Source organism: Pseudogracilibacillus sp. ICA-222130 (assembly GCF_037892545.1).
Taxonomy (GTDB): domain Bacteria; phylum Bacillota; class Bacilli; order Bacillales; family Amphibacillaceae; genus Pseudogracilibacillus.
Genome location: NZ_JBBKBG010000001.1, coordinates 26,238 through 39,503 on the forward strand (window position 1 = coordinate 26,238; position 13,266 = coordinate 39,503).

The window sequence follows — 13,266 nt, forward strand, 5'->3', positions numbered from 1 at the left end:
AAAATTATTTGATATCATATCTTTTTTATAGGAAGATGAACTAAATAGGTAAAAAAAATACATAGAAGACATATTTTTCTATTGTTCATACAAAGCAATAGATCACAAAAGAAAATGTGGTGACATAATGGCGGAAAAAAACAAGATTATATTATTTCCACAAATGCAAGATACACTCATAGAAAAAAGTTTTCTTGCAATGGAACAAGAAAATTTTTCAGAAGCATTAACATATATTGATCAATTACTGCATCACGGCATAGAAAATTCGGATATAGCAATTGGGAAAATTATTTGTCATATTCAATTAGGACAACCATTAGAAGCGGAAATATTTTGTGAAGATATATTAGAAAGAAAGACAGGTAATGCATTTTATACGATATTATTCTACTATATTACGATTTTATTTGAAGCTCAACGATATAACAAAATCATTCAATATATAGACGAACTGGAGTCAACGACCACTGTTCCACCAGAAGAACAAATAAAATATCGTGAAATATACGAAATGTGTCAAATGATGAATGAAAAAGAGTCAAAAGAGCTATTAGAAAAAATCGAACAGCACATAGAAAAAAAGGAATACAAAAATGCGTTTATATGTTTAAAACAGTGGAATACATTGCATAAGCAACCACCAACCGTTTTTCATTCATATTTGTTGATGGACATCCATGAAGGGATAAAAGCATATATATGGCAACTATTACGTGAACGACAAGTAAAAGAAAGTATTTCTGTTTCAAAGTTTGGTGAAATAATAACTAAAAAACCTTCAGAAACGACGATGGTCAAACAGTCGAGGACATATAAAGATATTGCCAAACAACTAGAATTAGTAGGACAAGATAATCCAGTCATGGAACAATTTTTACTGGAATTAACTGAGCATTTTCTTTATATGTATGTTCCGATGGATCTGAGTAATGAAGTAGAACATATTATGCAAGCATTAATGTTTATTGGCCAGGAGTTATATGTAGTAGAAAATGAACCGATGTATGATGGAAAGGTAAATAAATATTTAAAAAAAGTGATGGAAGCAGAACGATTATATGTGGAGTTATTTTTGCATTAGGTGTAAGTGGTATTTACTAGAAAATGCCTCACTTTATCGTTCATGAAATAGCTATACGATCGTAAAATGTATTTATTTTCATTAAGTTGTTGACTATGTTATACTTTAATGGTTGAATATTAAAAGGTAAATAATATATATGAAAGATATATGTTTTAAATGAATGTGGAGGGAATAAAACAAATGACAGTACAAGCAAATTGGGAGAAAAAAGAAGGCAATGAAGGGGTACTGACAATTACAGTACCAGCTGACAGATTTGAAACAGCTTTAGATCAAGCGTTTAAAAAAGTAGTAAAAGACGTAAATCTTCCTGGATTCAGAAAAGGAAAAGTACCTCGTAAGATTTTCGAACAACGTTTTGGAGTAGAATCTTTATACCAAGATGCAATTGATATTGTGTTACCAAGTGCATATAGTGAAGCAGTTGATCAGACAGAAATTTTCCCAGTTGATCAGCCTAGCATTGACATCGATGAGATTGAACGTGGAAAAGATTTAGTTTTCGTTTGTGAAGTTACGGTTAAACCTGAAGTAAAATTAGGAGATTATAAAGGTTTAGAAGTTGAAGTGGAAGAAGTAGAAGTAACAGATGAAGACGTTCAAAACGAATTAGAAGCTTTACAAGAAAGCCATGCAGAATTAGTTGTAAAAGAAGAAGGTACCGTTGAAGAAGGCGATACAGCTGTAATTGACTTTGAAGGATTTTTAGGGGACGAGCCTTTTGAAGGTGGAAAAGGTGAAAATCATCCATTAGAAATTGGTTCTGGTCAATTTATCCCAGGATTTGAAGAAGAATTAATTGGTAAAGGAGCAGGAGAAACAGAAGTAAACGTTACTTTCCCTGAAGATTACCATGCGGAAGAATTAGCTGGAAAAGAAGCAACATTTAAAGTGACGATCCACGAAATTAAAGAGAAAGAAGTACCAGCATTAGATGATGAGTTTGCTAAAGATGTTGATGAAGAAGTGGAATCTTTAGAAGCTTTAAAAGAAAAGCAAAGAGAAGAACTTTTAAAAGAAAGAGAACAAGCCGCGGAAAACAAAAAACGCGAACAGTTAATCGAAAAAGTAACAGAAAATGCTGAAATTGATATTCCAGAAGCAATGGTTCAAACAGAATTAGACCAGATGTTACGTGAATTCGAACAACGTTTACAAATGCAAGGAATGAACTTAGAAAATTACTTCCAGTTTTCAGGTCAAACAGAAGAACAATTAAAAGAACAAATGTCAAATGATGCACAATTACGTGTGAAAACAAACTTAGTATTAGAAGCTGTTTTAGAAGCTGAAAATATTGAAGTGGAAGAAGCAGATATTGAAGCGGAATTAGAAAACATGGCTAGCATGTATAACTTAGACAAAGATCAAATCATCGGTATGTTAGGTGGAAACACTAACTTATTGAAAGAAGATTTAAAAATTAAAAAAGCAATTGACTTTATCGTTGACGAAAGTAAAGCTAAGTAATTTTTAAAATAGCAGAGATTGGGACTACATCGTTCCAATCTCTTTTCCTTATCAACTAAAATTGGTTATATATTCAGTTATTCATGGTACAATAGAATAAACAGTAATCATACAGACATGAAAAGGGTGAATTGTTTTATTTTCCGATTTGTATCTGTTATGATTGCTATAAGCTCGAAATTTGAGTGATTGAAACGTTTAGGGGTGAAGTATAAATGTTTAAATTTAATGATGAAAAAGGACAATTGAAATGTTCTTTCTGTGGAAAGGACCAAGAATCAGTTCGTAAACTGGTAGCTGGACCAGGTGTATATATATGTGATGAATGTATCGATTTATGTACCGAAATTGTAGAAGAAGAAATTGGTTCAGATGAAGAAGTAGAATTGGAAGAAGTACCTACACCTCATGAGATTTTTGAAACTTTAAATAGTTATGTTATCGGTCAGAATAAGGCAAAGAAAAACTTATCTGTAGCTGTTTACAATCACTATAAACGTGTCAATTCATCAAAAGGCAGTGACGATGTTGAATTAGCGAAAAGTAACATCGCAATGATTGGACCGACTGGTAGCGGTAAAACATTACTAGCACAAACATTAGCACGCATTTTAAACGTGCCATTTGCAATTGCAGATGCAACATCTCTTACAGAAGCAGGGTATGTAGGGGAAGATGTAGAAAATATTTTATTAAAATTAATCCAGTCTGCAGATTATGATGTAGAAAAAGCAGAAAAAGGGATCATTTATATTGATGAAATTGATAAAGTTGCAAGAAAATCTGAAAACCCATCGATTACACGGGATGTATCAGGGGAAGGGGTACAACAAGCTTTACTCAAAATTTTAGAAGGTACAGTTGCAAGCGTTCCACCACAAGGCGGTAGAAAACATCCACATCAAGAATTCATTCAAATCGACACGACGAATATTTTATTTATTGTCGGTGGTGCATTTGATGGAATTGACCAAATTATTAAACGCCGTTTAGGTAAAAAGGTTATCGGATTTGGCGAACAAAACGAAAACGAAGAGTTGGAAGCGGCGGAATTACTTGGACATTTATTACCGGAAGACTTGTTATCATATGGGTTAATTCCAGAATTTATTGGAAGATTACCCGTCATTGCAAACTTAGAACCACTGGATGAAAAGGCATTAGTTGAAATTTTAACAACACCAAAAAATGCACTAGTAAAACAATATGAAAAATTATTCCAGATGGATGATGTTGAATTAGAGTTTGAAGAAGAGGCACTCGTTGAAATTGCGAAAAAAGCAATGGAACGAAAAACAGGTGCTCGAGGATTACGTTCGATTATTGAAGGAATTATGCTTGATATTATGTTTGAAATTCCTTCTCGTGATGATATTGAGAAATGTGTCATTACGAAAGAAACGGTAACAGAAGAGCATTCAAGGCCAAAATTAATCTATACAGACGGTACTGTAGAAGATAGCAACAAAGGCTTGCCTAAAGAAAGTGCATAAAATTAACTGATAACGTCAATCGAATTGGCGAACGCTTCATTGACGTTATTTTATAAAGAAGACTGACTCACGTATTCATCTACTCCAACCGTGAAAACGCATGATGGAGCAATTTGATCGTTTAAGTTAGTCTTTTTTATTATTGAAATACGTGTTTACATCGAAAGAAGTATGGAGGTACATATGGAAAACAATAAGATCGAAAAATTACCCCTCCTGGCATTGCGCGGTATTCTCGTTTATCCATCAATGGTTATCCATTTAGATGTAGGACGTGAAAAATCGATTGCATCATTGGAAAATGCCATGATGCATGAAGAACAATTGATTTTTTTATCGTCGCAAAAAGAAATTGCTATGGAAGAGCCAGAAAAAGAAGATATTTATAAAGTAGGAACAGTTGCAAAAATTACACAAATGATCAAATTACCAAATGGTACATTGAGAGTTCTCGTGGAAGGACTGTATCGTGCAGAAATTATTGAATATATAGAAGAAAAAAAGCAATTTGAAGTAAAAATTGCGAAATTAAATGATACGAATGGCGATGAGCACGAAGAAGAAGCATTAATGCGGCAACTTTTAGACCAGTTTAGCCAATATATAAAAGTATCCAAAAAAATTACGAAAGAAACGTTAGCAACTTTAGTTGATATAGATGAACCGAATCGTCTGTCATACATGATCGCCTCACATTTACCGATTAAAATGAAAGACAAGCAACGTTTATTAGAAATAGATGATGTAATCGAACGTATGAAATTATTGTTAACAATTTTGGCAAATGAAAAGAAAGTATTAAATTTAGAAAGAAAAATTGGAAAACGTGTTCAAACATCGATGGAACAAACGCAAAAAGAGTATTATTTACGTGAACAATTAAAAGCAATCCAAAAAGAGCTTGGTGAGACAGAAGGTAAATTGAGCGAAATTGACCAATTACGTGCAGATATTTTAGAAGTGAAAATGCCGGAAAATGTGGAAAAAGTAGCTTTAAAAGAATTACAACGTTTTGAGCGTGTGCCTCAAAGTTCTGGCGAAAGCTCTGTGATTCGTAATTACCTTGATTGGTTAATCGCGCTTCCTTGGCAGGAAAAAACGGAAGATACGATCCATATCGATCGAGCTCAGGCAACTTTAAATAAAGACCATTACGGATTAGATAAAGTAAAAGAACGTATTTTAGAATATTTAGCTGTACAAAAATTAACGAATTCTATTAAAGGACCCATTTTATGTTTAGTGGGCCCACCTGGAGTTGGGAAAACATCTTTAGCAAAATCGATTGCGGAATCGGTTAATCGTAAATTTGTCCGCATTTCACTTGGTGGTGTACGTGACGAAGCAGAAATTAGAGGACATCGTCGTACCTATATTGGTGCAATGCCGGGTCGTATTATTCAAGGAATGAAACGTGCGGGCACTGTAAATCCGGTCTTTTTATTGGATGAAATTGATAAAATGGCTAATGATTTTCGTGGGGATCCATCATCCGCATTACTAGAGGTGTTGGACCCAGAACAAAATCATAACTTTAGTGATCATTTTATTGAAGAAACGTATGATTTGTCGAATGTTTTATTCATTGCTACAGCAAACTACGTTAACAATATTCCTGGACCACTGCTAGACCGAATGGAATTAATTAATATATCTGGATATACAGAGCAAGAAAAATTGCATATTGCAAAAGATCATTTAATTCCGAAACAATTAAAAGAAAACGGACTAACAAAGAATGATTTGCAAATTCGGGACAATGCTCTATTAAAGTTGATTCGAGAATATACGAGAGAAGCTGGAGTACGTAATTTAGAACGTACTATTGCAACCCTTTGTCGTAAGGCTGCAAAAATTATTATTGCTGGGGAACAAAAAAGAGTCATTGCAACAGAAAAACGATTAGTTGAATTACTCGGTAAACCAATTTATCGTTATGGATTAATGGAACAAGAGGACCAAATAGGAACAGCGACAGGATTAGCATATACATCCGTCGGCGGAGATACATTAGCCATTGAAGTTGCTCATTATCCAGGTAAAGGGGAATTAATTTTAACTGGAAAATTAGGCGATGTTATGAAAGAGTCAGCGCAAGCAGCTTTCAGTTATATTCGCTCTCGTGCAAATGCGTTACAAATTGAACCTGATTTTCATAAAAAATATGATATCCATGTGCATGTACCGGAAGGAGCAACTCCAAAAGACGGTCCATCTGCGGGGATTACAATGGCTACTGCATTAATTTCAGCATTGACAAATCGTGCTGTTAAACGTGAAGTAGGGATGACAGGGGAAATTACATTACGTGGAAATGTTTTACCAATCGGCGGATTAAAAGAAAAATCATTAAGTGCACATCGTGCTGGCTTACGAACCATTATCATTCCAAAAGATAATGAACGTGATTTGGAAGATATTCCAGAAAGTATTCGTAATGACTTAACGTTTATACCGGTGAAACATTTAGATGAAGTGCTCGATCATGCACTTGTGGAGGCGAAACAATGAAGGTAAATAGTGCTGATATTGTCATTAGCGCAGTTTCGAGTAAACAGTATCCAAATCATTCTATACCAGAAATAGCATTAGCAGGAAGGTCAAATGTTGGTAAATCATCCTTTATTAATAAAATGATTCAACGAAAAAATCTCGTTCGTACATCGTCAAAACCTGGAAAAACTCGTACATTAAATTTTTATATTATTAATGATGCATTTCATTTTGTTGATGTTCCCGGATATGGCTATGCGAAAGTATCTAAAACAGAACAAGCAAAATGGGGACAAATGATGGAAGAATATTTCCAAACACGAGAACAGCTGAAATTAGTCGTATTGATCGTCGATATTCGCCATAAACCGACAGAAGAAGATGTTCAAATGTATAATTTTGCTTCGTATTTAGAACATCCTGTTCTAATTGTAGCGACGAAACTAGATAAAATTGCGAAGAATAAACGAGATCAACATATACGACAAGTGCGTAATGCATTTATCACAGAGTATAATGACCAACCATACGTCATGCCATTTTCAGCTGAAACGGGTGAAAATAAAGAAGAAATTTGGGCTGTGATGGAAAAGTATTTGAAATAAATAAAAAAGCTTGTGGCTATATTTATATGAAGCTACAAGCTTTTTTCTATCTTTAGCTACACAGTAGGTAGCAAACGCGCTAACGGTCCTTCTTCATTGATTATCTCTTCTAATTCAAATATGGAGATGGGAAAAACGGGTATCCCAACATAATGTGGGGTGAAAACAAGCGCTTGAAAAAAGAGAATGAGGCATTTGTCGGTTAAGTAAAAAGATTGTGTAGGAGAAATTTCTGTGAAAGTTTCATTGGTTGGAATATTTCTATCTGTTATTTGTTTCTGGATGATGGTGGATAAAATTTCTATGTAATTACTGTCAGGTTGAAATAAATCACTTAAAGTATATGTTTTGCCAGTTTCGGTATCGAAAGTTAAAGCTTCCATCATGGTTAGTCCGTTTGCAGCTTGAGGGGCGATGCTATAATTGGATAAAGTAATGCTTAATAAATGTCGTTCATTTAATTTTACTTCATATGTTCCAAGTGCTTCAGCAAATTCGCTTGTTTGTTGTTCGATAAATTGTCGCTCATATAAATGTTCCACCATCTGATAAATAGTCTCATTTATTTTTCTTTTTACTGGATCCGGTAAGTGAGTTACTCTTGGATAGTATAACCTTGTGTTTGGTTCGGCTTCTACTACCATCGTTTGAATGAAAATAGGAAAACTGATTGATTCCATACGTCACACTCCTTTTTTAATAACATATGCTCAAATAGAAGAAAGAGAACTTCTCAATAGTTCCAATCTATTATTTGTGATTATTCGGTATGTTTTTTATTGGCATATAATTTTACACGTATCATACATTATTAAAGACCGTTTCATGTGTATGACATGAGACGGCCATAATAGACCGGACCCGACAAAGAGGGGAAGGCAACATCAGAAATAATCCTTCAGCGCCTAACCAATGCATGTGGGGGATTATTTCTTTTTATTTTGATTGGCAACGATAAAAGCGACCAATGCACCAAAAGAAATCATTAATGATAGCGCACTATCAATTGTCATTGGTACACACCTCCTTACCATATGGCTCATGTAAGCTTAGGTAAATGAATGGTGTTACCAAACCCCTCATGCGAAGCTAGTCTATGCATAACGAACCTCTCTCTATGACTGATATAAGATGCATCTTTTTATATTTTATGTGAAAAATAATGGAAATATGAATAAGATCAACGGTTAAAACGTGTTCACCCAAAATAAGGTACATGGTAAAAAATGAAGGATAGACCGAAGAGTGATCATATGTGGGTATACTTCATGTAGCATAGAATAAATTTGGGGAGAAAATCATTCCAATAACGAATAAATAAGAACGAACAATAGAGGATTACGATCCTTCTATTGTTCGATTTCACCTTCATTTTTTAAATTTTAATAAATACAAACCGATGGCAATTAACGCAACTGGCCAAAAGGTTTCTAAAAATTCTACAACCCCATAAATCCATGTAAACCAAGAAGGTAAACTAACAGAAAAAATCATGAAAAAAGCAATGGTTAATAAAATAACGCCTGGAATAAATCCTTTTTTCGTTCGCCAAAATCGAATCATATATGCAAGCCCAAAAATGAGCGCGAAAATAGACCAATGATCAAACCAAAAATCATAATTTTCAATGCCATGAAAATGAATGCCTAATCCAGTAAGAATGAATCCAATAAATATATCATCCTCATTTTTTATCGTATATCCATGAATTAAATATGCAATGCCAACAATGAGTAAAAATGTTGGCCATGAATAGAAATTAGCAAATAATTGTAAATCGAGTTGACGAATTAAAAAATACGTTCCAAACCCAATTAATAAATAGGCAACAAATGCGTGTTGCTTGTTCATCATTGTAACATTCCTTTCCTTCCAAAACGGATCATTCATAAACTATATTTTACCACATACAATATAGAAAAGTCTTTTTAACAGGGGGAATGATTGTGATGGAGGAACACGAAGTAATGTATATCCCGATAGAAGAATATATTCATGTTTCCAACGATATGAAAATTGATGAAATGATGCAAATATCTTTGGAGCCAAATATTATCATGCAAATGAAACATGATTTCATTTTATTAAAAGGAGATTTAATTTTACAAGGAAACTATCGTTTGTTAGAAAATGAGGAACCATTTGACAGAAAAGAACCGCAAATGGAACAAGTACAGTTATTAGGTGAAAATAAAGCGATGTTTTTGCATGCATTCCCGATTGAAATTGCCATTGAAAAATCAAAAATTAAAAATTTAGATGATGTTTCTATGCAAATGGAAATGTTTGATTATACAATAAAAAATCCTGTTACCATTCATCTAACCGCCAATGTTAGGATTAATGGAATTGATCAAACCACTTCCGAAAAGGAACGAAAAGAAGATAAAAAAGAAACTGATATTATTTCGACACAACTTCATGATGAAGAAAAGGAACTAGATAAGGTAAAGCAAAGCAAAAATGAAGGCCAACAAGTAGAAGAAACAGTACAGTTACATGAAGCGGATGACATACGTATGGTAGAAGAGGAAGAAACACCTGTCACTATCGGTTTTTCATCGAATGAACAAGAATTAGATCATACAGAAGAGGAAGAAGCAATTGCAGAAGAAGCGGTTGAAGAAGAAACAACCAAAAGTCCTGTCTCGTTATTTCATATGTTATTTTCTAACGAAGATGAGACAGAACAGTATGAACATGTAAAAATGTATATTACGCAAGAAAATGATTATTTAGATAAAATTGCGGAAAGATATAATCTATCGGTTTATCAATTAATGAAAGATAATGATTTAACTGAAGATATCATTGAAGCAGGTCAAATTTTAAAAATAAAAACGAAGAAAAAGTCCTCTTAAAGCCATTGTACATAAAAAAGAATGAACAAAATAATAAGTAATGTTAAAATAATTAAATCGAGTGTTGTCGTCATAAACAGTGTACGAATTAACTGAAAAACGAGAATGGGCACGATTGCTTTTTCCAATATATTCACTATTTTACATAACCATGTTGGCAATTTATAACGATAAAATTTCCCCATATTGTTCACCTCTTGCCATACTATATGTATCATACACAAAAGATGGGACACAATTATTGTAAAAGTTGCAAAAATCATTGTAAAAGTTTAAAATAATAATAACTGTATAAGAGAAATGTAGTGCGAGGGAAGAGTATAAAACATGTTATATTGCCAGAGAAGAAAACAATTGCTGAGAGTTTTCTATATACATTTTTAGAAGGTCGCCCTTTAGACAGCTTTTCTGAAAATAGAGTAGGAAAAGAACGGTTCGTACACGTTACGTACATTTAGAGTGTACAAGGAAACTTGTAAACATAGGTGGTACCACGGAAATAATACTTTTCGTCCTATTTAGGATGGAAAGTTTTTTTATTGCAAAATTTAGGAGGCTATGAAAAATGAGTGAAAACAATCATGTAAATCTTCCACCAAAATATGATCATGTAGCTATCGAACGTGATCGTTATAGTTTTTGGTTAGAAGGGAAATTTTTTGAGGCGACAGGAGATACGAATAAAACCCCATTCTCAATCGTTATTCCTCCACCAAATGTTACTGGTAAATTACATTTAGGACATGCTTGGGATACGACGATGCAAGATACGATTTCGCGTATGAAACGAATGCAAGGGTATGATGTATTATGGTTACCTGGAATGGACCATGCTGGAATCGCAACACAGGCCGTTGTAGAAGCAAAATTAAAAGAGACAGAAGGGAAATCACGTTATGATTTAGGACGTGAAAAATTCGTTGACACGGTTTGGGAATGGAAAGAAGAATATGCAGACCATATCCGTGAACAATGGGGGAAACTAGGATTAGGACTGGATTATACACGTGAACGATTTACATTAGATGATGGTTTATCTGATGCAGTGCAAGAAGTGTTCGTTAATTTATACGAAAAAGGGTTAATTTACCGAGGAGAGTATATTATTAATTGGGACCCTGCAACGAAAACAGCATTATCTGATATTGAAGTGATCTATGAAGAAGTAAATGGTAAATTTTATCATATGCGTTATCCGATTAAAGATAGCGATGAAACCATTGAAATTGCAACAACTCGACCTGAAACAATGCTAGGAGATACTGCTGTTGCCGTACACCCTGAAGATGAACGTTACAAACATTTAATTGGCAAAAAAATAGTCCTTCCAATCGTCGGTCGTGAAATAGAAATTGTTGCGGATGATTATGTAGACATGGAATTTGGTTCTGGTGCAGTGAAAATTACACCAGCGCATGACCCAAACGACTTTGAAATTGGAAACCGTCATAATTTAGATCGTGTACTCGTTATGAATGAAGATGGAACGATGAATGAAAACGCGGGTCAATATGAAGGTTTAGATCGTTTTGAATGTAGAAAGCAAATTGTGAAAGATTTACAAGAAGCGGGTATATTATTCGACATAGAAGACCACGTACACCAAGTAGGTCATTCGGAGCGTAGTGGAGCAGTTGTAGAACCTTACTTATCTACACAGTGGTTTGTAAACATGCAACCATTAGCAGACCGAGCAGTGGAATTACAAAATACGAAAGAAAAAGTTAACTTTGTTCCGAATCGATTTGAAGGAACTTACTTACATTGGTTAGAAAACATTCGTGATTGGTGTATTTCACGTCAATTATGGTGGGGACATCGTATTCCGGCGTGGTACCATAAAGAAACAAAGGAAATATATGTAGGGAAAGAAGCACCAGCAGATATTGAAAATTGGGAGCAAGATTCGGATGTGTTAGATACTTGGTTCTCAAGTGCGTTATGGCCATTTTCAACAATGGGGTGGCCGGATGAAGAAAGTGAAGATTTCAAACGTTACTTCCCAACAGATGTGTTAGTAACTGGATATGATATTATTTTCTTCTGGGTTGCTCGTATGATTTTCCAAGGGTTAGAATTTACCGATGAAAAACCATTTAAAGATGTGTTAATTCACGGTTTAATTCGTGATGCGGAAGGACGTAAAATGAGTAAATCATTAGGAAATGGTGTAGATCCGATGGAAGTAATCGAAAAATATGGTGCAGATGCACTGCGCTATTTCTTATTAACAGGATCCACTCCAGGACAAGACTTACGTTTCCATTGGGAAAAAGTCGAATCGACTTGGAATTTTGCTAATAAAATTTGGAACGCCTCTCGTTTCGCGTTAATGAATATGGATGGATTGACTTATGAGGAAATCGACTTAACAGGAGAAATGTCCTTACCAGATAAGTGGATTTTAACGCGCCTAAATGAAACAATCGAGCATGTTACAATGAATACAGATAAATATGAGTTTGGGGAAGCTGGACGTTATTTATACAATTTCATTTGGGATGACTTTTGTGATTGGTATATTGAAATGGCAAAAATTTCTTTATATGGGGACGATGAAACGAAAAAAGCAACGACTCGTTCTGTTTTAGCACATGTATTAGACCAAACATTACGCATGTTACATCCTTATATGCCTTTTATTACAGAAGAAATTTGGCAACAATTGCCACATGAGGGAGCATCTATCACGGTTGCGACTTGGCCTACAGTAAATAACAAATTTCATGATGTAGAAGCATCCAACCAAATGGAACAAGTCATGGCAATCATTAAATCTGTTCGTAATATTCGAGCGGAAGTAGATACACCAATGTCACGACAAGTGAACATGATTTTAAAACCAACTTCTACAGAAGCGTTAGAACAATTGTCCGTAAACCGTTTATTTATAGAGCGTTTTTGTAATACGAGTGAACTTACGATTGATGAGGACGCAATTGTACCAGAGCAAGCTATGTCAGCAGTAGTAACGGGAGCAGAAATATTTTTACCATTAGAAGGATTAATTGATTTTGAGAAAGAAATCGCCCGTCTAGAAAAGGAACTAGAAAAATGGAATAAAGAAGTTGCTTTAGTAGAGAAAAAATTAAGTAATAAAGGGTTCGTTGAAAAGGCCCCAGCACAAGTGGTTGAAGCAGAAAAGAAAAAACAAATAGAATATGAAGAAAAACGCCGTATCGTTCAAGATCGTTTACACGAATTAAAGGCGTAAAAAAATAACCTAGAGTTAGATTTTAGTCATCTGACTCTAGGTT

Annotated in this window: 10 protein-coding genes and 1 other annotated feature; of the genes, 7 read left to right on the forward strand and 3 right to left on the reverse strand. The window is 34.3% G+C overall.

What is annotated here, in order from left to right; translation table 11 throughout:
* The first annotated feature begins 127 nt into the window (after nt 1-127).
* From WKT09_RS00125 to yihA, 5 genes are all read left to right on the forward strand, one after another.
* Complete coding sequence (locus tag WKT09_RS00125) at nt 128-1,084, forward strand: hypothetical protein (protein ID WP_340414091.1); 957 nt, start codon at nt 128-130, stop codon at nt 1,082-1,084.
* A gap of 183 nt (nt 1,085-1,267) precedes the next feature.
* A complete protein-coding gene (gene tig / locus WKT09_RS00130) occupies nt 1,268-2,557 on the forward strand; it encodes a trigger factor (RefSeq protein ID WP_340414092.1) in 1,290 nt (429 codons plus the stop codon).
* Between the two features lie 215 nt (nt 2,558-2,772).
* Nucleotides 2,773-4,050, forward strand: coding sequence for an ATP-dependent protease ATP-binding subunit ClpX (clpX, locus tag WKT09_RS00135; RefSeq protein ID WP_340414093.1), 1,278 nt, complete (start codon nt 2,773-2,775; stop codon nt 4,048-4,050).
* 183 nt (nt 4,051-4,233) lie between these two features.
* Nucleotides 4,234-6,561, forward strand: coding sequence for an endopeptidase La (lon, locus tag WKT09_RS00140; RefSeq protein WP_340414094.1), 2,328 nt, complete (start codon nt 4,234-4,236; stop codon nt 6,559-6,561).
* Nucleotides 6,558-7,148, forward strand: coding sequence for a ribosome biogenesis GTP-binding protein YihA/YsxC (yihA, locus tag WKT09_RS00145; RefSeq protein WP_340414095.1), 591 nt, complete (start codon nt 6,558-6,560; stop codon nt 7,146-7,148). Before lon ends, yihA begins: the two co-directional genes overlap by 4 nt.
* Nucleotides 7,149-7,204: 56 nt before the next feature.
* On the opposite strand, the gene WKT09_RS00150 is transcribed toward yihA, so the two are convergent.
* Together WKT09_RS00150 and WKT09_RS00155 are read right to left on the reverse strand one after the other, a co-directional pair.
* Nucleotides 7,205-7,828, reverse strand: a complete 624-nt coding sequence (locus tag WKT09_RS00150) for an RsiV family protein (protein WP_340414096.1) — start codon at nt 7,826-7,828, stop codon at nt 7,205-7,207.
* A gap of 688 nt (nt 7,829-8,516) precedes the next feature.
* Nucleotides 8,517-8,999 carry a LiaI-LiaF-like domain-containing protein gene (locus WKT09_RS00155; protein ID WP_340414097.1) on the reverse strand — a complete coding sequence of 161 codons (483 nt, stop codon included), beginning with the start codon at nt 8,997-8,999 and terminating at the stop codon, nt 8,517-8,519.
* 98 nt (nt 9,000-9,097) lie between these two features.
* On the opposite strand from WKT09_RS00155, the gene WKT09_RS00160 reads away from it, so the two are divergent.
* A complete protein-coding gene (locus WKT09_RS00160; protein ID WP_340414304.1) occupies nt 9,098-10,009 on the forward strand; it encodes a LysM peptidoglycan-binding domain-containing protein in 912 nt (303 codons plus the stop codon).
* Here WKT09_RS00160 and WKT09_RS00165 read toward each other — a convergent pair.
* Entirely contained in the window at nt 10,006-10,194 is a 189-nt protein-coding gene (locus WKT09_RS00165) for a hypothetical protein (RefSeq protein ID WP_340414098.1), read from the reverse strand. The genes WKT09_RS00160 and WKT09_RS00165 overlap by 4 nt on opposite strands.
* Nucleotides 10,195-10,305: 111 nt before the next feature.
* Nucleotides 10,306-10,529: a binding site (T-box leader), on the forward strand.
* Nucleotides 10,530-10,574: 45 nt separating this feature from the next.
* On the opposite strand from WKT09_RS00165, the gene WKT09_RS00170 reads away from it, so the two are divergent.
* Complete coding sequence (locus WKT09_RS00170; RefSeq protein ID WP_340414099.1) at nt 10,575-13,223, forward strand: valine--tRNA ligase; 2,649 nt, start codon at nt 10,575-10,577, stop codon at nt 13,221-13,223.
* The last annotated feature ends 43 nt before the right edge of the window (nt 13,224-13,266 follow it).